Source organism: Wolbachia endosymbiont (group A) of Conops quadrifasciatus (genome assembly GCF_964027015.1).
GTDB lineage: Bacteria > Pseudomonadota > Alphaproteobacteria > Rickettsiales > Anaplasmataceae > Wolbachia.
Genome location: NZ_OZ034722.1, coordinates 100158 through 125500 on the forward strand (window position 1 = coordinate 100158; position 25343 = coordinate 125500).

The 25343-nt window shown below is 35.5% G+C and carries 16 protein-coding genes, 3 tRNA genes and 10 pseudogenes; 14 read left to right on the forward strand and 15 right to left on the reverse strand.

Annotation, left to right across the window (positions count from 1 at the left end; translation table 11 throughout):
- Window positions 1–102: 102 nt before the first annotated feature.
- The 4 genes and pseudogenes from AAGD69_RS00540 (at window position 103) to AAGD69_RS00555 (ending at window position 2062) form a co-directional block, all read left to right on the forward strand.
- Window positions 103–937, forward strand: a pseudogene (locus AAGD69_RS00540) (transposase family protein).
- 130 nt (window positions 938–1067) lie between these two features.
- On the forward strand, window positions 1068–1403 hold the full coding sequence (gene cutA, locus AAGD69_RS00545) for a divalent-cation tolerance protein CutA (RefSeq protein WP_341812214.1): 336 nt from the start codon (window positions 1068–1070) through the stop codon (window positions 1401–1403).
- Window positions 1394–1468 (forward strand) — tRNA-Gln (locus tag AAGD69_RS00550). The genes cutA and AAGD69_RS00550 overlap by 10 nt, the downstream gene beginning before the upstream one ends.
- A gap of 135 nt (window positions 1469–1603) precedes the next feature.
- A complete protein-coding gene (locus AAGD69_RS00555; RefSeq protein WP_341812215.1) occupies window positions 1604–2062 on the forward strand; it encodes a hypothetical protein in 459 nt (152 codons plus the stop codon).
- A 15-nt stretch (window positions 2063–2077) separates the two neighbouring features.
- On the opposite strand, the gene AAGD69_RS00560 is transcribed toward AAGD69_RS00555, so the two are convergent.
- A complete protein-coding gene (locus tag AAGD69_RS00560) occupies window positions 2078–2365 on the reverse strand; it encodes a hypothetical protein (RefSeq protein ID WP_341812216.1) in 288 nt (95 codons plus the stop codon).
- Between the two features lie 395 nt (window positions 2366–2760).
- Here AAGD69_RS00560 and AAGD69_RS00565 point away from each other — a divergent pair, with 395 nt between their 5' ends.
- From AAGD69_RS00565 to AAGD69_RS00580, 4 genes and pseudogenes are all read left to right on the forward strand, one after another.
- The gene (locus tag AAGD69_RS00565; RefSeq protein ID WP_341812217.1) at window positions 2761–3018 is read left to right on the forward strand and encodes a hypothetical protein; all 258 of its coding nucleotides are present in this window, start codon (window positions 2761–2763) and stop codon (window positions 3016–3018) included.
- Between the two features lie 63 nt (window positions 3019–3081).
- A pseudogene (locus AAGD69_RS00570) lies at window positions 3082–3783 on the forward strand (transposase family protein); the annotation flags it as partial.
- Between the two features lie 244 nt (window positions 3784–4027).
- Window positions 4028–5374 (forward strand): annotated as a pseudogene (locus AAGD69_RS00575) (IS110 family transposase).
- A gap of 23 nt (window positions 5375–5397) precedes the next feature.
- Window positions 5398–5913 carry a hypothetical protein gene (locus AAGD69_RS00580; RefSeq protein ID WP_341812218.1) on the forward strand — a complete coding sequence of 172 codons (516 nt, stop codon included), beginning with the start codon at window positions 5398–5400 and terminating at the stop codon, window positions 5911–5913.
- Between the two features lie 170 nt (window positions 5914–6083).
- Here AAGD69_RS00580 and AAGD69_RS00585 read toward each other — a convergent pair.
- Both AAGD69_RS00585 and AAGD69_RS00590 read right to left on the reverse strand, forming a co-directional pair.
- A pseudogene (locus AAGD69_RS00585) lies at window positions 6084–7107 on the reverse strand (IS110 family transposase).
- A 633-nt stretch (window positions 7108–7740) separates the two neighbouring features.
- Window positions 7741–7953, reverse strand: a pseudogene (locus tag AAGD69_RS00590) (toprim domain-containing protein); the annotation flags it as partial.
- A gap of 546 nt (window positions 7954–8499) precedes the next feature.
- Here AAGD69_RS00590 and AAGD69_RS00595 point away from each other — a divergent pair.
- A pseudogene (locus AAGD69_RS00595) lies at window positions 8500–9523 on the forward strand (IS110 family transposase).
- 219 nt (window positions 9524–9742) lie between these two features.
- Here AAGD69_RS00595 and AAGD69_RS00600 read toward each other — a convergent pair.
- On the reverse strand, window positions 9743–10807 hold the full coding sequence (locus AAGD69_RS00600; RefSeq protein ID WP_264731642.1) for a 5-(carboxyamino)imidazole ribonucleotide synthase: 1065 nt from the start codon (window positions 10805–10807) through the stop codon (window positions 9743–9745).
- A 96-nt stretch (window positions 10808–10903) separates the two neighbouring features.
- Here AAGD69_RS00600 and apaG point away from each other — a divergent pair, with 96 nt between their 5' ends.
- Window positions 10904–11305: a Co2+/Mg2+ efflux protein ApaG gene (apaG, locus tag AAGD69_RS00605; RefSeq protein ID WP_265033283.1), complete on the forward strand. Its 402-nt coding sequence runs from the start codon at window positions 10904–10906 to the stop codon at window positions 11303–11305.
- Window positions 11306–11603: 298 nt separating this feature from the next.
- Here apaG and ltrA read toward each other — a convergent pair whose 3' ends face one another.
- Window positions 11604–12905: a group II intron reverse transcriptase/maturase gene (gene ltrA, locus AAGD69_RS00610; protein WP_341811720.1), complete on the reverse strand. Its 1302-nt coding sequence runs from the start codon at window positions 12903–12905 to the stop codon at window positions 11604–11606.
- Between the two features lie 508 nt (window positions 12906–13413).
- Here ltrA and AAGD69_RS00615 point away from each other — a divergent pair.
- Window positions 13414–14308, forward strand: a pseudogene (locus tag AAGD69_RS00615) (Rpn family recombination-promoting nuclease/putative transposase).
- Window positions 14309–14318: 10 nt separating this feature from the next.
- Here AAGD69_RS00615 and AAGD69_RS00620 read toward each other — a convergent pair.
- Window positions 14319–15917, reverse strand: coding sequence for an iron ABC transporter permease (locus tag AAGD69_RS00620; protein ID WP_341812219.1), 1599 nt, complete (start codon window positions 15915–15917; stop codon window positions 14319–14321).
- Window positions 15918–16046: 129 nt separating this feature from the next.
- On the opposite strand from AAGD69_RS00620, the gene AAGD69_RS00625 reads away from it, so the two are divergent.
- Window positions 16047–16874 carry a rhodanese-related sulfurtransferase gene (locus tag AAGD69_RS00625; RefSeq protein WP_341812220.1) on the forward strand — a complete coding sequence of 276 codons (828 nt, stop codon included), beginning with the start codon at window positions 16047–16049 and terminating at the stop codon, window positions 16872–16874.
- 124 nt (window positions 16875–16998) lie between these two features.
- Here AAGD69_RS00625 and AAGD69_RS00630 read toward each other — a convergent pair whose 3' ends face one another.
- The gene (locus AAGD69_RS00630) at window positions 16999–17253 is read right to left on the reverse strand and encodes a hypothetical protein (protein ID WP_341812221.1); all 255 of its coding nucleotides are present in this window, start codon (window positions 17251–17253) and stop codon (window positions 16999–17001) included.
- Between the two features lie 146 nt (window positions 17254–17399).
- Entirely contained in the window at window positions 17400–17642 is a 243-nt protein-coding gene (locus AAGD69_RS06915) for a hypothetical protein (RefSeq protein ID WP_410529876.1), read from the reverse strand.
- Window positions 17643–17731: 89 nt separating this feature from the next.
- On the opposite strand from AAGD69_RS06915, the pseudogene AAGD69_RS00635 reads away from it, so the two are divergent.
- Together AAGD69_RS00635 and AAGD69_RS00640 are read left to right on the forward strand one after the other, a co-directional pair.
- Window positions 17732–18455 (forward strand): annotated as a pseudogene (locus AAGD69_RS00635) (transposase family protein); the annotation flags it as partial.
- Window positions 18456–18699: 244 nt separating this feature from the next.
- Window positions 18700–20046 (forward strand): annotated as a pseudogene (locus AAGD69_RS00640) (IS110 family transposase).
- 411 nt (window positions 20047–20457) lie between these two features.
- On the opposite strand, the gene sucD reads toward AAGD69_RS00640, so the two are convergent.
- From sucD to AAGD69_RS06920, 7 genes and pseudogenes are all read right to left on the reverse strand, one after another.
- Complete coding sequence (sucD, locus tag AAGD69_RS00645) at window positions 20458–21330, reverse strand: succinate--CoA ligase subunit alpha (protein ID WP_265033078.1); 873 nt, start codon at window positions 21328–21330, stop codon at window positions 20458–20460.
- A gap of 3 nt (window positions 21331–21333) precedes the next feature.
- Entirely contained in the window at window positions 21334–22485 is a 1152-nt protein-coding gene (gene sucC / locus AAGD69_RS00650; RefSeq protein ID WP_341812222.1) for an ADP-forming succinate--CoA ligase subunit beta, read from the reverse strand.
- 29 nt (window positions 22486–22514) lie between these two features.
- Window positions 22515–22715, reverse strand: a complete 201-nt coding sequence (gene rpsU, locus AAGD69_RS00655) for a 30S ribosomal protein S21 (protein WP_341812223.1) — start codon at window positions 22713–22715, stop codon at window positions 22515–22517.
- A 155-nt stretch (window positions 22716–22870) separates the two neighbouring features.
- A tRNA-Pro gene (locus tag AAGD69_RS00660) sits at window positions 22871–22944 on the reverse strand.
- A 224-nt stretch (window positions 22945–23168) separates the two neighbouring features.
- Entirely contained in the window at window positions 23169–23855 is a 687-nt protein-coding gene (locus tag AAGD69_RS00665; protein WP_341812224.1) for a 16S rRNA (uracil(1498)-N(3))-methyltransferase, read from the reverse strand.
- Window positions 23856–23883: 28 nt separating this feature from the next.
- Window positions 23884–23955 (reverse strand) — tRNA-Glu (locus AAGD69_RS00670).
- A 45-nt stretch (window positions 23956–24000) separates the two neighbouring features.
- Window positions 24001–25330, reverse strand: a pseudogene (locus AAGD69_RS06920) (hypothetical protein).
- Window positions 25331–25343: the final 13 nt, after the last annotated feature.

Genomic DNA, 25343 nt, shown 5'->3' on the forward strand with positions numbered 1-25343 from the left:
GTCTCGCTTGCAACCTATAGCATAGACCTGCTGCAAAAGGTGATTGAAAAAATAATGTGAGAGAAGTAGAAGAAGAATAAGCAGATTGAGTAAGGTAAAAAAATGAGCTTTAGTTACTATAACATGAAGAAACACCCAAGAAACTTTCGTAATATAACAGGTTTAACTATAGAGGAGTTCGAAAAGGTAGTGGAAAAAGTGAGGTCTGGGTGGGAAAGAGTTGAAAAACAGAAAAAGTGCCATGGTAGAAGATCACAACTACCAACTCTAGAAGATAAGTTATTTTGCGTAATTTTGTACTATCGCACTTACATAACACATAGATTTTTAGGGTGCCTGTTCAATGTGCACAACGCAAATGTATGTAGGTTACTGAAGAAAATAGAGCCATTACTTGCCAAAAAAGTTACTATAACAAAAGATAGAAGTATGACACCAGAAAAAATACTGAAGATTCTGGCTGATGTTACAGAACAGCAAATACAGAGACCAGAAGATAGTAAAAAACGGAAGAAATCATATTCAGGAAAAAAAAAGAACCAACACTATGAAAACTGAGATTGTTATCGAAGAAGGTGGAAGAATTTTATCAGTGTCAAAGTCATATCGTGGTAGAATTAATGATTTTTGCATAAGGAAACAAGAAAAATATTTACCAATCGATAGCATAAAATATGCCGATTCTGGATATCAAGGTTGGCAAAAATTGCAAAGCAATGTTATAATTCCATATAAAAAGTATCGTAAAAAGCCATTAACTCCAGAGCAGAAAGAGCATAATAGAAGATTAGCATCATTTAGAATGAGAGTAGAAAATAAGATCCGTGAGATAAAGATATTTAAGATTATGTCTCATGTTTACCGCAATTTTCAGAAAAAATACAACCTGAGGTTCAATATTATTGCTGGTATTGTGAATCTTAAGCACGCCTTTTAGTTAACCTTGATTTTAGTCACCCTCTCCTTTCCTTCTTTTTATTGCTTGATTCGCAGCAGGTCTTAATCTATTTTCTCTTCATGAATAAACCTAAGTGGAGTATAGTAGAAATGCATTTATGTAGATTCTAATGAATAATTTAGTTTTGATTTATACAACTTTTTTAAGTTTGAAGGAGGCTAAAACTGTTTCTGAAGAATTGTTAAACGAGAAATTAATTGTATGTGTAAATATATTTCCCGAAGTGAATTCTCTATATTTATGGGAAGGTAAAATTAGTAATAGTTGTGAAGTAGTGGCAATTATGAAGAGCAGGAATGATCAAGTTGATAAAATTGTAGAAAAAATCGAAGCAATGCATTCTTATGATCAGCCAGCTATTGCTGTGATGCCCATAGAAAAAGCAAATAAATCTTTTACTAATTGGGCTAATAGTGTTATTGATGTAAGTAGTATTGGGGTGTAGCCAAGTGGTAAGGCAGCGGTTTTTGATACCGTCACGCGAAGGTTCGAATCCTTCCACCCCAGCCATATTGAAGTAGGTGTGAAATGATATCACTTTTCTATAAATTAAGATTATTGAATTATATATTAGGTAGTCTAAAAGATATAATTGTGAAACTGTTTCTCTTCACAATGTATCTTTACACATCCAGCATTGTGCTCATGTTTCTCAGCAATGGTTTTTGGTATGCTGTAGAATTTGGCTCTTTCAAAAATGCGTTTTACCATTTATTTCAATATTGCAAGTGGTATTATGAAAATAGGGAAGACCTCGGTTACGGAATTTCTATTCGAATATTAGTAGCATTCCTTACTCCGCATTTTCTCTATAAGTTGTTCCTTAGCACAGGCTGGAAGTCTTTTTTAAAGGAAAAGATAGTGCAGATACTCAGCACAAGAAGAAAAAAGGGTAGTGAGTTCAGTAACAGTAGTAAACCAAGTGGCAGTAGTTATAGTGATAGGAATAATTACAGCAATAACAGTGGTAACAATGAGCATCACGCTCAAGATGCAAAGCGGAAAGCAAACATGATAAAGCAGCTATTAATCAAAGATATAGAGGCAACTATAGATAGGAGATTGAATGATATTTTTTTCGGTAAAAGGAGTAAACCTCATTGAGTATATAAAAAGGTTTTATCTAGTAAGGCTTTTTAAGATTGGCTGTATTTTGTTTTTTACGTATACCGGATCACAATCAGCCAATATACATGTGTGCACAAAATCTTGACTAAAGTCTGACAACCAAGAAATCGCATTACGTTTCTCTACCAAGCTTTCTGTTTTTTTACAGTGACTTGCTGCATCAGTCATTGCCTGCGCTATTACTGATTTCCACAGCAAATAATACCTTTGTATATCATCTGACGTACTATTTGTTTCATAGTGGTTAAAAAATTCTTTAAAATTGAAATTGTTTGACATAATGATACCTCTTTGGATTGAAATTTGATTTGAGTTTATGTCGCAACAGCAGATCCCGCTAACAAGTAGCGGAATGACGAGTTACTATACCGCCGCGAACTGTCATACCGCCGCGGTATCTCATCCGCTAACACGTAGCGGGATGACGATTCTTCAAATCGTCAAGGTGTCATCCCAGTGCCCTGACTACTTGGATCCAGAAAACTTAACTTTAAATAAGTGGCTGCATAATAAAGACTAGATTCCAGCGTCACGCGCTGGAATGACACCATTTTCGGTCTCTTAAGTTGCTTTAGCTACAAACATTAAGAAATTTACCAAATAAAAAAAAGGCAAAAGAAGCCCCTTGGTGGGAGTTTTGACCCTATAATAATTTAAACTGGCGCTGTAATAATGTGCTAACGCTTAAAATAAGCGCGATTTGGCTGAATGTAGAAAAAATAAAAAGACATTCAGTCGCTATAATTTTATGTAATCCGCCAAAAAATACCCTGAGTTTTTTACTGAATTTTGTCATTGAGCCTGCAGGTCAAAAACAAGTTTTGAGTCATAAATACCCTTATTGTCATAATAAGGGGGCTGGCGGAGTTTGTCAAGTAAGTTTTTTCGTTTCTAAAGACCTGCTGCAAAAGGTGATTGAAAAAATAATGTGAGAGAAGTAGAAGAAGAATAAGCAGATTGAGTAAGGTAAAAAAATGAGCTTTAGTTACTATAACATGAAGAAGTACCCAAGAAACTTTCGTAATATAACAGGTTTAACTATAGAGGAGTTCGAAAAGGTAGTGGAAAAAGTTAGGTCTGGGTGGAAAAGAGTTGAAAAACAGAAAAAGTGCCATGGTAGAAGATCACAACTACCAACTCTAGAAGATAAGTTATTTTGCGTAATTTTGTACTATCGCACTTACATAACACATAGATTTTTAGGGTGCCTGTTCAATGTGCACAACGCAAATGTATGTAGGTTACTGAAGAAAATAGAGCCATTACTTGCCAAAAAAGTTACTATAACAAAAGATAGAAGTATGACACCAGAAAAAATACTGAAGATTCTGGCTGATGTTACAGAACAGCAAATACAGAGACCAGAAGATAGTAAAAAACGGAAGAAATCATATTCAGGAAAAAAAAGAACCAACACTATGAAAACTGAGATTGTTATCGAAGAAGGTGGAAGAATTTTATCAGTGTCAAATTCATATCGTGGTAGAATTAATGATTTTCGCATAAGGAAACAAGAAAAATATTTACCAATCGATAGCATAAAATATGCCGATTCTGGATATCAAGGTTGGCAAAAATTGCAAAGCAATGTTATAATTCCATATAAAAAGTATCGTAAAAAGCCATTAACTCCAGAGCAGAAAGAGCATAATAGAAGATTAGCATCATTTAGCACCGAACAGAAGAAATCTGTCAAACCAGGAAGAAACTCCTCAATTTAAGTTTTTAGTAGTTTTTAAGTATAGTTGTATAGGAAGCGCCTCTGAAGTTATAACCGAAATTTTCACTGGTGCCATAAGTACCCGTCGTTTAGCATGGTTTTGGGAGGAACGGTCAAATCATTGATGGAGTTTTTTAGGCTACCTCGGTTAGGAGATTGTATTATCTAACCGTTCCAAGCTGAAGCGTTTCCCTATTACAAATTATAATAAGGGAGTTACTATGAAAAAAGCAAAAAGTAAATTAGAGATCATGAATCCTGATGCAGCAGGAATAGATGTTGGTTCAGCTGTACATTATGTATGTGTACCAGAAGGAAGTGATGAACAGCGTATACAAAAATTTAGCTGCTTTACAGAGGATCTCCATAACATAGCAAAATGGCTGAAGAAATGTAAAGTTACTACAGTAGCCATGGAGTCAACAGGAGTATACTGGATTACTTTGTTCCAAGTACTTGAATCATATGGACTTGAAGTAAAGCTTGCAAATGCAAGACATGTAAAAAATGTACCTGGAAGAAAGTCAGATGTTCAGGATTGTCAATGGCTTCAACAACTACATAGTTATGGGTTAATCCAAGGATCATTTAGGCCAGATGATCAAATGTGTGTATTGCGTGGTTATGTTCGGCAACGTAAAAACTTAATTGAAAACGCTGCTAAACATATTAATCGCATGCAAAAGGTGTTAGTACAAATGAATATTCATTTACATAAAGTGACAAGCGATATTACTGGCGTCACAGGAATGCAAATTATTAAAGCAATAGTAGAAGGTGAAAGGAATCCTAAAAAACTAGCTGAATTCAGAAGTGTGAATATGAAGAATGATAAGGCTACTATAGCAAAAGCATTAACAGGCGATTATAGAGAAGAACATTTATTTGTATTAAAGCAAGAATATGAAGCATATAATTTTTTTCAAGAAAAAATAATTGAATGTGATAAAAGTATAGAGAACTATTACAAAGCATTAGAGACGAAGTCCGATGAGAGTAAAGAGTTAGGTAAGGAAAAAAATAAGTCTAGAAGAGGCAGACCAAATTTCACCCTGCGTGAGGAATTGTATCGTGTAACTGGTATAGATTTCACTAAAATTCCTGGATTTGATGTACTAACTGTACAAACCATTATTGCGGAAGTTGGCATTAATCATAATAAATGGCGATCAGAAAGGCATTTTACCTCATGGTTAGGGCTTAGCCCTGCTAATAAGATTACAGGAGAAAAAGTATTTTGAACAAAAACTCGTAAAGTTATTAATCGTGCTACGAATGCCTTGCGAATGGCTGCTTATGCTGTGGGAAATAGTAAAAGTGCATTGGGTGCATATTGTAGGAGATTAAAAAAACGGCTAGGAGCAATAAAAGCAATTACTTCTACAGCAAGAAAATTAGCATGCATCTTTTACCAAATGTTGAAATATGGACAAGAGTATGTGGAAAAAGGAATGAGCTATTACGAAACACGTTACAAAGAGAGAGTTGTAAAAAATTTAATCAAAAAAGCACAGGAATTTGGCTACATATTAGTTCAACAAGAAGCGCTAGTTAAGGGAGTTTCTTAGGAGAAGAAGAACAAAAGCAGGAGATGCAAAAAAATGCTATTACAAAAGAAAATATTAAGCCATTTCTGGAAGGTTTAGCTGATAAGCTAATTCAATATGTGGAACTTCATCCGGAATTGAAAGAAACCTTAGAAGATTTCGTTGTGTGCATTGTAGACATTAATAAGCCTGAAGAAATTACTTTTGAACAGCAAAAAATTCTAGCAGAGATAAATAAATATTTTAGTGAAAATATTAAGGGTGTTTTACAGAATTACAATAGAAACATACCAAGTAGAGGCGAATACGGCCTTGTCATCGAGGGATTGTTAGAAGTGAAAGCAATGCAACGCTTTGTACAACCCGATCAAGAGCTACTTAATCATCAGGAGAATATCACAGGGGAAATGGAAACTCAAATTGATGGAGATGATAGAGATGAGTGGTTTGATGCAAAAGATAATGATAGTTGTGTAAATAGTAGCGAGAGCGACACGGATGAAGAATTTAAAGATGCTATAATGAGTCAGTTTCTCCAGAGGAAAGCAACATACTGTTAGTTCTAGAAAGATTGCAACCAGAAAATTCAGTAGAAGCACTTGCAACAGATCAAAAAATTGGTATTCAAAACAATAATCAACAACCAAGTAGATACCGTCTAGTTAGTCAACAAGAAAATTACAAAATAAGGCAATATTTCATATAAGATTGAAAGTATTTTTTTTAACAATCAGCTAAGTAAACCTTCCTCCAACAGCTTTACCCTGTAGTTTTTGATATGATCTGGATCAAAAGCCTTCTTTGAACCTTAGAACACCAAAAACAATATGGAGTAACTTACGCATCGCAGCTCCCACAATGGCCATATTATGCTTGCCTTTTTCTTTTAATCTCTTGCAAAAAGTCATAATAATAGGATTGTGATTTTTAACTACTATAGCAGGAAAATACATTGCCTTACGTAGTGTTCGTGAACCTGATTTACTTAATCTGGGCTTGGCATATACAGAGGAACCTGACGTTATATTTCGTGGTATAGCTCCAGCATATGCTGCCAATTGCCTGGCATTTCTAAAAGCTTTTATGTCAGGAACTTCAGCTAAGATAGCTATTGCTGATTCCTCTCCTATGCCTGAAATAGTTAATAGAAGTTGAAAATTTTCCAACAACTCTTTGTGTTGCTTTAATAGTTCACGTATGGAGTTTTTTATTGTTTCTATTTTTTGAGCTATATTCATTGCAAGGTCTTCCCAAGCATTTGTAACTTCTTTAGGCAGTCTCTCTTTTTTTTCTAAGTGGTTATTTACTAATGTCAATTCATCTTTTAACGCAGCCGAGCAACGATAAAGATGTTTTAATTTTTTTAACTCAGGAGAAGGTGGTGTCCAACGAGTTGGTTCCTGTCTTTGTCAGTAATCAGCAATAATTTCCGCATCGGTCTGATCATTCTTTTGTCGTACAAGCTTACTTCTTGCATAAGATCTTATGCAAGAAGGATTTACAACACTTACAAAATGTCCAGCATTGTGTAGAAATTCAGCCAGAGCTTCACTATAACAACCAGTAACTTCCATACAAGCTTTCACTTGCTCTACGTTATGTTTTTGTAGAAAGCTCTGCAGACCTTGAAACCGATTATCATCGTTCTTAAAGCTTCTTTTCCTAGTTTCACGTTTTCCTTTTTTACTTATAAATGAGAGAAAAACATCAAAGCGATCTTTTGATACATCTATTCCCAGAAAGTTGTTGATCATATATAACCCCATACGTTACCATTAAAAATGAAAAGTAAGGCTATTCTTGAGGATATAGAATTAGAACCATTTAGGTCTTTCTACGATACCTTCCAGCCTATACCTTTGAGAAGGGAGCTCTTATCTACTTGACAGATTTTATATCTAAGCCCTATGACAGAGTGCTTCCCTTCTCCATCTAATGCTTAAGCTTAAAACATTAGATGCTTTTTACAAGATACAAGACCCTTTGTTATCATCTGAGTAGCCCCTTTCTCGTCATCCCGCTACGTGTTAGCGGGATCTCATTTCACTTTATGAGGGTGTTATCCAAGTAGCTGACACTGGTTTCCATCCAAGAGGATGTCATCAAAGTAGCCCCTCTTGTCATCCCAGTGTCAAGCACCGGGATCCAAGATTGGATACTGAGTTGGTGAGTATAAAAGTGTTGTGTTATGGCTAACGCTGACTCTACGTCATACCGTCACGGTATCTCTAGATCCCGCTAACACGTAGCGGGATTACGGTTGTCAAGGTGTCATCCCAGTGTCAAGCACTGCCTTTGTGTTTGTACGAACATTGAGATATAGAGTCAAGAAAAAAGATGTCATCCCAGTGCCCAGACACTGGGATGGATCTGTTGCAAGGTGATGTTTTACTCGCTTGCTTTGCCAGCTCTTTTACATATTTTTCTGCTTTCTCAATAATCTCATACTTTATGGCAAAATCATTATCTGGATCAACAGAGCCGTTTTTTGCTGGAAGATCCCTCACATGTCCAAAGGATGCAGCTACTTTGAACTCTTTACTCAAATATTTACCTATCGTCTTTGCCTTCGCCGGCGATTCAACTATTAATAACGCCATATTGTTAATTATTTTAGTACTTAAAGATAATATGTTGAGAAATATACGATGAAAAGTAAAAAAATATTTTAATGGTTCTTGTGAATTTTACAAACTGGGTTGTGGAACGTTTTCAGAAAATCTTTGGACCTTGCTATTTTCAAGTGACTTTGAAGGCTGATTACAACAATATATGATTGCAGCAGCAATAAGACAACAAACTCCAACCGCCAACATTTCTAAGTAAACTGCAATAGTTATTCCTAAAGCAACTCCAGCTATTGCCAGTACAGAAGCAGCTATAATAGTTCTCTTTTCACTTCTTGGAGCAGCAGCATTTGGTTTTGTATCTTGTAAAAAGCATCTAATGTTTTAAGCTTAAGCATTAGATGGAGAAGGGAAGCACTCTGTCATAGGGCTTAGATATAAAATCTGTCAAGTAGATAAGAGCTCCCTTCTCAAAGGTATAGGCTGGAAGGTATCGTAGAAAGACCTAAATGGTTCTAATTCTATATCCTCAAGAATAGCCTTACTTTTCATTTTTAATGGTAACGTATGGGGTTATATATGATCAACAACTTTCTGGGAATAGATGTATCAAAAGATCGCTTTGATGTTTTTCTCTCATTTATAAGTAAAAAAGGAAAACGTGAAACTAGGAAAAGAAGCTTTAAGAACGATGATAATCGGTTTCAAGGTCTGCAGAGCTTTCTACAAAAACATAACGTAGAGCAAGTGAAAGCTTGTATGGAAGTTACTGGTTGTTATAGTGAAGCTCTGGCTGAATTTCTACACAATGCTGGACATTTTGTAAGTGTTGTAAATCCTTCTTGCATAAGATCTTATGCAAGAAGTAAGCTTGTACGACAAAAGAATGATCAGACCGATGCGGAAATTATTGCTGATTACTGACAAAGACAGGAACCAACTCGTTGGACACCACCTTCTCCTGAGTTAAAAAAATTAAAACATCTTTATCGTTGCTCGGCTGCGTTAAAAGATGAATTGACATTAGTAAATAACCACTTAGAAAAAAAAGAGAGACTGCCTAAAGAAGTTACAAATGCTTGGGAAGACCTTGCAATGAATATAGCTCAAAAAATAGAAACAATAAAAAACTCCATACGTGAACTATTAAAGCAACACAAAGAGTTGTTGGAAAATTTTCAACTTCTATTAACTATTTCAGGCATAGGAGAGGAATCAGCAATAGCTATCTTAGCTGAAGTTCCTGACATAAAAGCTTTTAGAAATGCCAGGCAATTGGCAGCATATGCTGGAGCTATACCACGAAATATAACGTCAGGTTCCTCTGTATATGCCAAGCCCAGATTAAGTAAATCAGGTTCACGAACACTACGTAAGGCAATGTATTTTCCTGCTATAGTAGTTAAAAATCACAATCCTATTATTATGACTTTTTGCAAGAGATTAAAAGAAAAAGGCAAGCATAATATGGCCATTGTGGGAGCTGCGATGCGTAAGTTACTCCATATTGTTTTTGGTGTTCTAAGGTTCAAAGAAGGCTTTTGATCCAGATCATATCAAAAACTACAGGGTAAAGCTGTTGGAGGAAGGTTTACTTAGCTGATTGTTAAAAAAAATACTTTCAATCTTATATGAAATATTGCCTTATTTTGTAATTTTCTTGTTGACTAACTAGACGGTATCTGCTTGAATGACATCCTTCCTGGTGTACTCAAATAACAATGTTCGTACAAATACGTGCTAGAGTGACACCGTTTACTATGTAACATCTCATCATATCACAATGTTCGTACAGTTGTGGCGGAATGACGTAGAAAAACTATTAACTTAAATCTATATTGACATGTCCCATTTTACGCTTATCTCTAACCTCTTTTTTCCCATATATGGTTAAACTAGCTTTTTCGTTGCTCAAATACTTATGAGAATCATATATATCGTTACCTATTATATTTTTCGTCATACAAGGAAAGCGTAATACTACTTCCTGCATAGGTAGCCCGCATATTATCCTAACCAGCTGTTCAAATTGACTAACGTTACATGCATCCAAGCTCCAGTGGCAAGAATTGTGAGGTCTTGGAGCTAGTTCATTAACTAACAATTCGTTATCTTTAGTAACAAAAAATTCAATAGCCAGAATTCCTATTACATCGAGCGCATTTGCTATTTTCTTTGCAGCTCGTTGTACCTCTTGAGTTAATTTGCTATCTATTTTAGCTGGCACTGTTGAAGTATCAAGTATTCCATCAACGTGGTAATTTTCTGCTATAGGAAAAAAAGCTACTTTACCGTTTTTATCTCTTGCAACGACTATTGAAACCTCTTTCAGTAAATCAACACTTGCTTCAAGAATGTACTCTGTATTCCAATCAAAGGAAGCAAATTGCTTCACTTCAGAATCATTCTCAAGCACATATTGCCCTTTTCCATCGTAACCCATTTCTGTTGTTTTCAGCCTTGTTGGATAGCCAAAAGTTCTACTGCTTTTCAGTAGCTCATTATAATTTTGTATACTTTTGTATTCAGCAGTTTTTATACTCAAGCTTCTAATGAAATCTTTCTCTCTAAGCCTATTTTGCGCAATGTGTAACGCTTTTTTACCCGGATAAAAATTTACATCGATATCAATTGCACTACATGGAATATTTTCAGACTCAATAGTGACCAAATCCACACTCTGTGCAAAAGATTCAAGCGCTTTCTTATCAGAGAAATCTGCTATTGTGAAATCATCAGCAACAGAGCAAGCCGGATCGTCCTTAGCACTGGCAAAAACATGTGTTTTTTGTCCAAGTTTTGTTGCAGCGATAGCAGTCATTTTACCTAATTGTCCACCACCTATTATTCCTATTACTTTTTTGCTAAGCGCATCTGGTTCGTTCATACTATAAATTGATATTTCCTAATTAAAGTATACTTGAAAAATCTATGAAAAAAGTATATAATTAAAATACTATCTTTTTATCATGAATATTCTATAATGATAGAGTACACACTAACTACCAACTTTGTTGAAGTTACAGTTTTACCAATTTATATTGAAGAGCAATCCATTCCTTATGAAAATTGCTATGTATGGATGTATAACGTTAAGATAAAAAACAAAAGCCAATCAACTATTCAATTATTAAGTCGTCATTGGCAAATAATAGATTATAAGGGAAAAATAAATGAAATTGCCGGAGTTGGTGTTATCGGAGAACAACCTGTGATAAAATCTGGAGAGGTATTTAAATACACAAGTGGAACATACTTAAATGCACCGTCAGGAATAATGCAGGGTAAGTATGAATTTCTGAATGAAGAAAGCATAAAAATTTTTGAGGTTATGATACCACCCTTTTCTTTGGATAGTCCATACGTCAAAACTAGACCCCATTAACTATCAAAATAGTTTATTTGTAACCGTTCACTTTTAGACTGCATTCTGTGATTTTTAGCAAAACATGATCTTTCATTTGAGCTTTCTTCAATTTAAAATAAATACAGAAACTAGCTATCTTCAAAAATATGGTTGAATAATTGTTAATAATAGTGTATAATTATTAATATTTTGTTCGGTAGAAGTCATAGTCCTATACCTCTTGTTTGAGTTTTGTTCTTATAACTTCCCCACAAGAACCTTGCATGCAGCTTTCCCGCACACGGCTCCACAATAATAGCATTCATAGCATTCGCTCTCATGTATATAAAGAATAGTGTATTTTTGGCTTTGGTAGTGGATTGACTAGTAAGTAATGGTTGAATTGCTCCCACTTCATACTTCTCTTTTGACTACGTCGGTTTATCCACTTAAATGCTAGCCTTGTTATCGATCGATAGAATTGACTTAAACATCGATAATTTCCGCTAATTCCGAAATAGCTATAGTGTCCTGTTAGTTTAGTTTTGAGTTTCTGCCACCATTCTTTAAGACGATCGTGATTTCGAATTCTCTTCATCCATTCTTTGATTTCTTTAATCTTTCTGGCTAGACTTGTTTTTACAGTTTTCTGTTTTATCATTAGTCTACCATTACGACTCTTTCCACAATAATGGGTAAATCCAAGAAATTTGAAGCTATTCTTTCTTCGTTTCTCTCTTTCTGCTTGATACCATTCTCTCTTGCCAAACTTTACTATTCTTGTTTTGTTTTCAGATATTTCCAATCCAAATTTTCTTAATCTTTGTTTCAGCAATTCCAAGAACTCTTTCGCATCTTCTTCCTTTTCGCAGCACACTACAAAATCGTCGCAAAACCTTATTAGCTGCATACTCACTCTGGATCTAGGTTTAAATTTCTTTTCAAACCACAAATCCAATACATAATGTAGGTATATTTTAGCTAATATTGGGCTTACTATACCGCCTTGTGGTGTACCTTGTTCGGTTGCTTCATAATGTCCAGCTTCAACTATTCCTGCCTTGAGAAACCGTTTTACTAACCACAATAAGTTGGGGTCTGTTATCCTCTCTCTCAGACATCTCATTAGCCATTTATGCTGAATATTATCATAGAACTTCTTGATATCCACTTCTACAATGTAATTAATTGGTTTGTCCATAACTGCTTTATTCAGTGTTTTGACCGCTTGATGACAGCTTCTTCCTGGTTGAAATCCATAAGAGTTGTCCAGAAAATTTGTTTCATAAATACTTTCTAGTATCTTCTTTAACATTATCTGTACCAACTTATCTTCTGTTGATGGTATTCCGAGCCCGCGTTTCTCTTTGCTCCCAGTTTTTGGTATATATACCCTTTTCACCGGTTGCGGTTGATACTGCTTTTTCTTCATGCTATCCACTAGAGTTCTAAGCTTCTCTTCAAGATTTTCTCCGTAAGTTTCCACTGTTACCTGGTCTATACCGCAAGCCTTGTTTCGTTTTAGTTCCTTATAGCACTCTGCAAGATTCTCTGCATTTATCAGATGCACTAACGATGTGAATTTCAATCGTTTATCTCGCTTCGCTCTTTCTACTATCTGGTCTAGTTTTCCTTGCATATTCCTCCAATCTCTGTTGTATTTGTATAGCAATCCTTATACCAGTTACTATATTGCTAACCGCTTCCCCTTGTATGTGGCTTTCCCACACTCTGAGTACTATCAGTTAGTCCGACTTCCTTCGTATCTTTCCCCAGTCCTCGCCTTTATTGACTTGTTCTAGAGTACCCTATTGGGAATACAAAGGATCTCCCAAGTTCACGTAAGTTCCATCTCAACACATGACACGGCCTTAGATCCCGATGGAGCAAGTGATATCTTGCCTTTTCGTTATCACTTATTTTGTCTTCCGCCTGCAAGAGAGCGTCAACCTCCATATCGTCAAAAATTTCGGGACTCAATACCTTTACTTTCGTTGCATCCTATATTGTCCCTTCTATTAGCCCTACTACGCTTGTTACCTTACGTAGCATAATAGTTCGTTCCAGATTGCTGGCTAGGCTTTACCTGAGTTAGATTTTCACCAACTGTTCCTTACGCACTTCTTGGCGCACCTTGCATTTTTGCCATGGCTCTTTCAAAATTTCTCGATCCTCGCAATGATTTGTGTTTCAAAAAAATCTTTGGAACGGAAAAAATAAGAATATCCTGATCCACTTTTTGAACGATATTTTAGGGTTTACTGAGATAAATGCAATACAAGAAGTTGAGTTTCTTAGCACTATTATGGATCCCGAAGTTGCCTCTGATAAACAAAGTATTGTTGATGTTCTCTGCAAGGATTCTCACGGAAATAGATATATAGCAGAAATGCAGCTCGCTAGAGACAAGGGCTTCGAAAAACGCGCTCAATTATATGCTGCTAAAGCCTACTCAAGACAATTAGATAAATCTGGCAACTACATTGATTTAAAGAAAGTCTTCTTTATTGCTATATCAAATTGTAACTTACTTCCTGAAGAAGTTGATTATATCTCTACTCATAATATACGTGATATAAAAACTAACGGATATTACTTAAAAGATTTTCAATTTATCTTTATAGAATTGCCCAAATTTTCAAAAAGTAAAGTAGAGCAGTTAGAAACTGTATAGTAGAAAGGTGGTGTTTCTTTTTTAAATACGCAGAAGAAACAACAAAAGAGGACTTAAAAGAGATAGCAGAAAAAGCGCCAATAATAAAGCTAGCATATGATGAATTAGACAAGTTTCGTTGGAACGAAAAAGATTTAGTAGCTTACGAAGAAAGAATAATGGATCTACGGAAAGAAGAAGCCATTCTTGAATACAGACTTGATCTTGCTGAAGAGAAAGGTATACAAAAAGGTATAGAGAAAGGGAAAATTGAAGGGAAAATTGAAGTCGCAAAAGCAATGCTGGCTAATAATGTTGATGTCAACACTATTGTCAAGTTTACTGGCCTTTCTATTAGTGAGATTGAAGAATTAAGTGGAAATCTGTGAACGGTTACGTTTATTTTTTATCCTTATCATCAAGTGTAAATAAGGTTATTGTAGAGATTAAGCCTATTATAACTATTATCAACGAAAATGGGGCAGCTTCTCTATAGCGCTCATCGCTTACAAGTTCATATATTCTAGTTGATATAGTTTCAAAATTAAATGGTCTTATAATGAGTGTTGCTGTGAGCTCCTTGATAGTATCCATAAATACGAGCAAAAATCCCGATAATATACTCTTCTTGATGAGAGGGATATGAACATTCAAACATGTGGAAATAGGCCCATGACCCATGGTATATGCAGTCCACTCAATTTCATTTGGTGTTTTTTTGAGCCCTGATTCTACCACCTTGAAAGATATAGCAAAAAAACGAAATAAATATGAGTAAACTAATGCGCCAATAGTTCCTACCAAGCTAATTTCCACAATATATTGAGTAATGAAAGAAGATATTCTGCTTAAAAATATTATTATGCTAATTGCGATAATTGCATTTGGAATTGCGTAGCCTAAAGAAATGAGACGTGCTACATTATTGATTACCTTACTTTTACGCGCCGTATATCCAATCATTATTGCAATGCTAATTGAGATTAATGCGGTGATAAATGATAAACTAACGCTATTTGCTATTATATTATAGAACCTTGCTTCGTATATGAAAAACCCCTTCTCTATGCTCCAATATATGAGCGGAATCATTGGCAAAATAAAACCTATTAATATCGGCAATACACACATAAGATAAGCAAAGATCAATGGTATAGTGCCACTTACACTCCGTTTGTTGTGATAATCTGCATTAGTGTTGATTGAAGAGTAAGATATTCCTTTTTTTTGTAGTTTCTTTTCGATAGCTATTAGTGTTGCAACGAAAATCAATTCTGCATCTGCTAAAACAGTAGTTGAATATTTATCATGCAGTAAAAACCAGGTGCGATATATTCCTGTCGTAAAAGTATCGATAGCAAGAAACTGTGGTGTGCCGAAATCCGTAATTACCTCCATTAGTACCAAGGACAACCCAGCTATAATTGATGGACGTATGGAAGGTATGATGACAGAAAACAGGCTCTGTAATGAGGAGAACCCAAGTGTTGACGCAATAGTGACTGAGTTACTAACATTCTTTAGACTTGAGCGGACTAGCATATAAACGTATGGATATAAACTAAATCCCATTACTAATATTCCACCACCTAGGGATTTTATTTCAGGAAACCAATAGTCACCTTTGCTCCACTCTAAAATGTCTCTTAATGAGCTCTGTACCGGACCTGAAAATTCTAGTGTATTTACATAGACGAACGCTACTATATATCCAGGAATCGATATCGGAAAGAATAAAGCAATCTCAAAAATTTTACTTCCAGGAAATGAAAAAAATGTGGTGAGCCATGCTGGAATCACTCCAAATATGAAGGATATCCCCCCCACTCCTATCATCAAAATTAGCGTACTCAGTATATATTCAGGGAAAAGTGTGCTGATTACCCATCCAGAACTTGCTGATTCTGTAAATAGAATCGATATTAACGATAGTATAGGACAGACGAATAATATACTTACTAAAAATAAGAATATATTTTTAAATACTCTCAAAAACATTAATTTGGATCTATATTTGATATTAAAATGTTATATGTAAAAACTGAAGATATCCAGTAATTAACAGCCGTACTATTGAATATCTTTATAATTTTGTATATCATGTTTTTAATTGATAAGTGAATAATCATGAGCTTCGTCATTGCAACTTTCTATCACTTTGTAGAACTCTCTAATTATCATGACATGAAAGACGAAATAAAAACTGCATGCGACAACATTGAATTAAAGGGTACTATACTCCTTGCAGAAGAGGGTATTAATGCAACCGTATCTGGTGAAAGAAACGCGATTGATAAAATATTCGATTTTCTACGTTCTGATTATAGGCTAAGGGACCTTACATGGAAAGAGAGTGCAGCAGAATATCAACCATTTAGCAAGATGAAGGTAAAATTAAAAAGAGAGATTGTGAATCTTGGTGTAGGCAATCTTGATATTTCCCTTAAGGGTAAATATGTTGATCCAGAGCATTGGGATGATTTTACTTCTCAACCTGACGTTTTAGTAATAGATACACGAAATGAGTATGAAGTGAAATTAGGCAAGTTTAAAAATGCAATCAATCCACATACTCAGCGTTTTCGCGATTTTCCTGAGTGGGCAAAGTCTTTCTCTGAGAGTAAAGACCTGAAAGTAGCTATGTACTGCACTGGTGGGATTAGATGCGAAAAATCAACAGCGTACATGAAAAATCTTGGATTTAACAATGTGTACCACCTGAAAGGCGGCATTCTTTCTTACCTTGAAAAAACTTATAATAAAAATGGTAATTGGGAAGGTGAGTGTTTTGTTTTTGATGATAGGATTACTGTTGATAACTCACTTACTCCAAGCAACACAATAAAATGTATATTCTGCTCAAATCAAGTTTCAACGGACAAGCTGAAGTCAGTTCCACGTGGCCAAGTGGTTTGTTCTGATTGTAAACTTCAGTGTTATAGCTATAATAAGTAAGATCTCTTTACGTCATACCGCCGCAGTATCTCAGCCGCTAACAAGCAGCGGGATGACGAGGTCTTGAAATAGGCCTGTGTTAGCTATAGAAGAAAGCCCCTGTGCTAGTATTTAATACAGATCTTCAATAACTCTTGTGAGGTTGCATATTTTTAACTTCAGTGTTTTCAAGATATGTACTCACAGCATAACCCACCCCAGCTCCGAGTAACGCGCCAACCACAGCAGATGCAATAAACACTGCAACAGAGACGCCAACAGGAGTTAAAGCAGCAGCTCCTAAACAATATGCTGCAACTAAACCAATAACTAAACCAACTGCTGCTCCACAAATATAGTATTTGCTACTGCTTTTAAGTTTTTCTTGCGAGTTCGGCACCTCATTTTGCAGTTTTACGTTTGCACCTTTATCGCTAATCTTTAAACCGAATAAAGTAAGATTTGTAAGTTTAGCTAATTCTTCTGCAACTCCATTGCTAATCTTGCAATCAACTAAATTGAGAAAAGTAAGATTTGCAAGCTCAGCTAATTCTCTTGCAACTTCAACACCAATATTGCACCAACTAAATGAAGTGAAGTAAGGTTTGATAGCTTAGCTAATTCTTTTGCAATTTCACCGCTAATCTTGCACTTAGTTAAATCAAGTGAAGTAAGATTTGCAAGCTCAGCTAATTCTCTTGCAACTTCAACACTAATCTTGCACTTAATTAAATCAAGTGAAGTAAGATTTTTGAGCTCAGCTAATTCTTTTACAATTTCAACACCAATCTTGCACTTAAGACCTGCTGCAAAAGGTGATTGAAAAAATAATGTGAGAGAAGTAGAAGAAGAATAAGCAGATTGAGTAAGGTAAAAAAATGAGCTTTAGTTACTATAACATGAAGAAACACCCAAGAAACTTTCGTAATATAACAGGTTTAACTATAGAGGAGTTCGAAAAGGTAGTGGAAAAAGTTAGGTCTGGGTGGGAAAGACTTGAAAAACAGAAAAAGTGCCATGGTAGAAGATCACAACTACCAACTCTAGAAGATAAGTTATTTTGCGTAATTTTGTACTATCGCACTTACATAACACATAGATTTTTAGGGTGCCTGTTCAATGTTCACAACGCAAATGTATTTAGGTTACTGAAGAAAATAGAGCCATTACTTGCCAAAAAAGTTACTATAACAAAAGATAGAAGTATGACACCAGAAAAAATACTGAAGATTCTGGCTGATGTTACAGAACAGCAAATACAGAGACCAGAAGATAGTAAAAAACGGAAGAAATCATATTCAGGAAAAAAAAAGAACCAACACTATGAAAACTGAGATTGTTATCGAAGAAGGTGGAAGAATTTTATCAGTGTCAAATTCATATCGTGGTAGAATTAATGATTTTCGCATAAGGAAACAAGAAAAATATTTACCAATCGATAGCATAAAATATGCCGATTCTGGATATCAAGGTTGGCAAAAATTGCAAAGCAATGTTATAATTCCATATAAAAAGTATCGTAAAAAGCCATTAACTCCAGAGCAGAAAGAGCATAATAGAAGATTAGCATCATTTAGCACTGAACAGAAGAAATCTGTCAAACCAGGAAGAAACTCCTCAATTTAAGTTTTTAGTAGTTTTTAAGTATAGTTGTATAGGAAGCGCCTCTGAAGTTATAACCGAAATTTTCACTGGTGCCATAAGTACCCGTCGTTTAGCATGGTTTTGGGAGGAACGGTCAAATCATTGATGGAGTTTTTTAGGCTACCTCGGTTAGGAGATTGTATTATCTAACCGTTCCAAGCTGAAGCGTTTCCCTATTACAAATTATAATAAGGGAGTTACTATGAAAAAAGCAAAAAGTAAATTAGAGATCATGAATCCTGATGCAGCAGGAATAGATGTTGGTTCAGCTGTACATTATGTATGTGTACCAGAAGGAAGTGATGAACAGCGTATACAAAAATTTAGCTGCTTTACAGAGGATCTCCATAACATAGCAAAATGGCTGAAGAAATGTAAAGTTACTACAGTAGCCATGGAGTCAACAGGAGTATACTGGATTACTTTGTTCCAAGTACTTGAATCATATGGACTTGAAGTAAAGCTTGCAAATGCAAGACATGTAAAAAATGTACCTGGAAGAAAGTCAGATGTTCAGGATTGTCAATGGCTTCAACAACTACATAGTTATGGGTTAATCCAAGGATCATTTAGGCCAGATGATCAAATGTGTGTATTGCGTGGTTATGTTCGGCAACGTAAAAACTTAATTGAAAACGCTGCTAAACATATTAATCGCATGCAAAAGGTGTTAGTACAAATGAATATTCATTTACATAAAGTGACAAGCGATATTACTGGCGTCACAGGAATGCAAATTATTAAAGCAATAGTAGAAGGTGAAAGGAATCCTAAAAAACTAGCTGAATTCAGAAGTGTGAATATGAAGAATGATAAGGCTACTATAGCAAAAGCATTAACAGGCGATTATAGAGAAGAACATTTATTTGTATTAAAGCAAGAATATGAAGCATATAATTTTTTTCAAGAAAAAATAATTGAATGTGATAAAAGTATAGAGAACTATTACAAAGCATTAGAGACGAAGTCCGATGAGAGTAAAGAGTTAGGTAAGGAAAAAAATAAGTCTAGAAGAGGCAGACCAAATTTCACCCTGCGTGAGGAATTGTATCGTGTAACTGGTATAGATTTCACTAAAATTCCTGGATTTGATGTACTAACTGTACAAACCATTATTGCGGAAGTTGGCATTAATCATAATAAATGGCGATCAGAAAGGCATTTTACCTCATGGTTAGGGCTTAGCCCTGCTAATAAGATTACAGGAGAAAAAGTATTTTGAACAAAAACTCGTAAAGTTATTAATCGTGCTACGAATGCCTTGCGAATGGCTGCTTATGCTGTGGGAAATAGTAAAAGTGCATTGGGTGCATATTGTAGGAGATTAAAAAAACGGCTAGGAGCAATAAAAGCAATCACTTCTACAGCAAGAAAATTAGCATGCATCTTTTACCAAATGTTGAAATATGGACAAGAGTATGTGGAAAAAGGAATGAGCTATTACGAAACACGTTACAAAGAGAGAGTTGTAAAAAATTTAATCAAAAAAGCACAGGAATTTGGCTACATATTAGTTCAACAAGAAGCGCTAGTTAAGGGAGTTTCTTAGGAGAATAAAAAACGCCAATATTTTGAAGTACATATAAATAACTAGCCAACCATGGGGCTTCTTTTGCCTTTTTTTTGTTTGGTAAATTTCTTAATATTTATGACTAAAGTAATTTAGGCCTACCGACAACCGTCATCCCTGTAAAGGTCAAGTATCCCGCTACGTGTTAGCGGGATCTAGAGATACCGCGGCGGTATGACGTAGAGTCAGCGTTAGCTATAACACAACACTTTTATACTCACCAAATCAGTTTGCTTGCTTACAAGCAAACTTTCCTGGATCAAAGTAGTCAAGCTACTCGGATGACACCATTATAGAGTGAACCAGTGTCAGCTACTTGAGTGACACCCTTTCTAGCAGAAACTGCTCCTCAAATCACAACGTTCGTACAGCTGCGTTTTAGATTAGGCACTAATGCATTACTTCCAATACCTTCTTACCAATCACTGCAGGGGTTTCAGCAATTGCAATCCCGGCGCTCCGCATAACTTCTAGTTTTGCACCAGCACTTCCACCACTGGAAGAGATGATTGCTCCAGCGTGTCCCATACGTCTTCCTGGAGGTGCTGTTTGACCTGCTACAAAACCAACGATTGGCTTTTTAGTTTTTTCTGTTTTCACAAAATGTGATACATCTTCTTCTTCGTTTCCACCTATTTCACCAATAACTACAATACCATGAGTATCGTCATCTTTTAAAAAGAGCTCCATACAGTCGACAAATGTCATACCATGAACTGGATCCCCCCCAATTCCGATACACGTGGATTGACCAAGACCAACAGCGGTTGTTTGTGCTACTGCCTCGTAAGTTAAAGTTCCGGAGCGAGACATAATTCCTATGTGTCCACGCTTATGGATATGGCCAGGCATAATTCCTATTTTGCACTCTTCAGGCGTAATAATTCCCGGGCAGTTGGGACCAACCAATCGACTTTTTGAATCAACAAGCGCGCGCTTAACTTTCACCATATCAAGTATAGGAATGCCCTCTGTAATACAAACTATCAATTCTATTTTTGCATCTATTGCTTCAAGTATTGCAGCAGCAGCAAATTTAGCAGGTACATATATTACCGTAGCATTCGCATCAGTTTTTTCTCTAGCTTCTGCTACAGTATTAAAAACCGGTAAATTAAGGTGAGTGCTATCACCCTTTCCAGGAGTTACACCGCCAACCATTTTCGTCCCGTAGTCAATAGCTTGCTCTGAATGAAACGTACCTTGTGCACCAGTAAAACCCTGGCATATTAATCTTGTATCTTTATTTACTAAAACGGACATGCTTTATTTTACCTCTTTTACTATCTTTTGCGCAGCTTCATCTAGCTCATCTGCAGCAATAATATTTAATCCCGACTCTTCTAAAATTTTTTTTCCTTCTTCAAAATTAGTACCTGATAATCTAACCACTAGAGGAACTTTAATGCTCATTTCTTTTACAGCCGCAACAATTCCACTTGCGATAATATCGCAACGCATTATACCACCAAATATGTTAACCAAAATTCCTCTTACGTTGCTATCAGACAATATGATTTTAAATGCTTCAGTTACAGTTTCTTTACTCGCTCCACCACCAACATCCAAAAAGTTAGCAGGCTCTGCTCCGTAGTATTTTATTATATCCATTGTTGCCATAGCAAGACCTGCACCATTTACCATGCAACCAATACTGCCATCCATTTTGATGTAACTGAGCCCATACTTTGAAGCCTCTATCTCTTCTTTCACTTCTTCATCATAATCACGAAGTTCCATAATTTCTGGGTGACGATATAAAGCATTGTCATCGAAATTAATTTTCGCATCGAGCGCAATAAAATCTCCAGAACTTGTTTCAACCAGTGGATTAATTTCAATTTGGCTCGCATCAGTTGCAATAAACGCATCATATATATTTTTTGCAACATTTGTTATTTTTTCTATTTGTTCTGAACTCAAATTAAAACTGCTGCTTAACTTGCTGCTATCAAAACTTTTAGCAAGATCAATATCAAATTTCACAATTTTTGCGGGAGAATTTTTCGCCACTTCTTCGATGTCCATTCCACCTTCTGAGGAAAATATGAATATTGGCCTACTGAGCTTCGGGTCAATTACCAGGCTTAAGTAATACTCTTTCTTAATGCTTGAGCCTTCTTCAATATATACTCTTCTTACTTGCTGCCCGCTTGACCCTGTTTGATGAGTAACTAAAGTCATACCAATCATGTCTTTTACAAACTGTTGAGCTTCTTCAGCTGACTTTGCTAGCTTTACGCCACCGACTTTACCCCTACCACCTGCATGAATTTGAGCTTTAACCACAAACACGTCAGATTTTAATTGACTTACTTGAGTCTTTACTCCTTCTGCAGATATAGTGACAAAACCTTTTGGCACCGGGACATTAAATTTATGCAAAATCTCTTTTGCTTGATATTCGTGAATATTCATAAAACAACCAATGATAAACTATTAAAAAATTACCAACCGTAACGCTGCCTTCTGCATTCTTGCTGGTGCCTCTTTTTTCTCGCTTCAGCTTTCTTTTTAGCTCTTTTTTCTGATTTTTTTTCATGATATTGTTTTTTCATTTTCAACCCTCTTCCTTCCTTTTGAATTGTTTTTTTCAATACTGGAAAAGCTCTGTCTACATCACCATAATGGACTGATACTTCAATCAAACTCTATACCTCCTTCGGTAATCATTTCAAAATTTATTTATAAATTAGAAAATTAACATTGTCAATTATTTTATAAACTTGAGCGTTAAACTGCAATATGAACGAAATGCTTTTAAAAGCTCTAACTATTAAAAGCGTTAAAACTTCTGCTAGCATCGGGGCGGAGAGATTTGAACTCCCGACCCTTTGGTCCCAAACCAAATGCGCTACCAGGCTGCGCTACGCCCCGACTTCTTTACTCAGAGTATCAATAACTCAGGCAAAATGCAAGATTCATTTGTTTATTTTAGAAAAAATATAATATAAGATTTAATATTATTTTAGAATATGTTTTTATTAGCTCCTCTTTAGTAGCAAACTGCTTCGCAGGCGGCCTATAGAGTTTGTACAGTTAGTGCGTGCAACACTGAATCAGATTTCTCTATGGCCCAAACCTTAGCCATATTTAAAAATCTAGCTACACCAATTGGTGAAAGTTAGTGCAGCAACCACAGCAGTATCGACCCTTAAAATTCTTTTTCCTAGAATCAATTTTTGACAAAACTTATCGGCAAGATCAAGTTCATAAGATGAAAAACCACCTTCAGGGCCAACAATAATAGCAACATTTTTCTTACCTTTCAGCACTTTATCAGCTTTACCTGTTTCATCACATAAAACAAAATTTTTACTCTGGGAATCAGGTAACTCACAAAAGTTAATAGGAGGCAAAATCTCTGGTATACTCATCCTACCGGATTGTTCCGCAGCTTCGATTGCCTGTAATTTTGCTCTACTTAGGTTAATGTTTTTTACTACTGTACGTTCCGTTGAAATAAATTGAATGCAGGTTACTCCCATTTCAGTTGCCTGTCTTACTATGTTGCCTAAAGCACCACTTTTTACCATGGCACAATATAAGTATAAATTTTCCTCATATTGCTGTTGTTTAGTGCATTCTTTGAGTGTAACTTTTGTTAATTTACGCGATATATTAACTACTTCTCCTAACCATTCTCCATCCTTTCCATTAAAAAGAGAGAGATTATCATACTTCTTAAGCCGCATTACATTGCAAATATAGTGACTTTGTTGTGGATTAAGTGCTAAACTCACGCCTTGTGATAAAGCTTCTTCAAAATAAAGCCTAATTTTTCCCATTCAAAACTTTAATTATATTCTACTTGAGTGACTCTTACGGGATTTGAACCCGTGTTACCACCGTGAAAGGGTGGTGTCCTAACCACTAGACGAAAGAGTCAATGCGAATTAACTCAAGTTATATTGATTATGCACATAAAGTCAATTATTTTATGGCGCAAACGTCTTTCTCTATTCCATATTTAATATTCACTGAATTTATTTCAGATTTAGGAGTTTTAGATCCTAATTCTAATTGTTGTTCAACTTTTGTATCGGAATCATAGCCAGAATCGTAGCCAGAATCTCTACGCTCATATTTCTGCTTTATTTCTTCTACACTAAAGCCAGCCTTGGTCTTAATTTTTTGATCATTAGTCTGTTGCTGACTTATCGGCTTATTAGCACTTAGCTTCACTTGCTCTTGCCAATCATTCACTTTATCCTGCACTAACCCATGGTAAGTTCCAGAATTGGCTTTTACATCTTTTGCTTTTTTTTCTGCTCTTTTCTTGGACAAATCTACCCTAGCATAAATAGGTTCTGACGATTGTTCTGGCTCTTTCTGTTTTAAGCTAGCAGGCTTTTTGTTCTGAAAGATCATCTATAGTGCAATAAATAGGTTCTTCTGATATACTCAAATAACCACTATCGTCCAATGATGAATTTTCAGTAGATTTTTTATGTGAATCATATATTTCAGCATAAATAGATTTTTCTGATACGTTCAACTCCCCTAATGAGTTACTAACCTTAGTGTCATACACCTCAGTGTAAATAGACTCTTTTAAAAGAAAATTACCATGGCCAGTACTCTTTGACTCATACTCAAAAGTTCTAGGAGGTTTTTGAGGTGGTATTACATTGTTGCTCACCTCAGCGTACATAGTTATTGGCTCATATTCAAAGGTTCTAGGAGGTTTTTTAGGTGGTATCATGTTACCAACTGAGTTAGCCTCAAGTTTCAGCTTTACTACTTCTTTAAACTCATCAAAACCCTCTCTTTCTTTGAAAATGTTCAATATTTTTTCCTTTTCTGCAACATTTCGAGGCATTGCACCATTTATTACTAACTCACCAAGTATTAAACAACATTTTTCCTTATAGTCTTTGAGATACTCCTTGCCTAGGACCGGCATAACCTCTTTCTCATGAGCAAGTGCTCTTTCGTATTTATAGATTACACTTCTTATACCGTCGCTGCCTATTGCATTAACGTTGGCGCCAGCATTAATAAGTAATTCCATTACATCATAATCAAGACTTTTTACTGCATATCCTAAAGCCTGATTTAAAGCTTGATTATTATTTATATCAAATGATCCTGTATTCTTGAAAGACATAGTCTTTGAAAAGAATTTTCTAAAACTATTTAGTGCATTGTAGAGACTTAGAGTCAGTTTAACACCTTTTATGTCATTGTTTTTGACAGATTTAATTAAAAAATTATCTATTATACCCATGATTATACCCCCTATATAAAAGCTCACTATCATGGTACAACTTTAA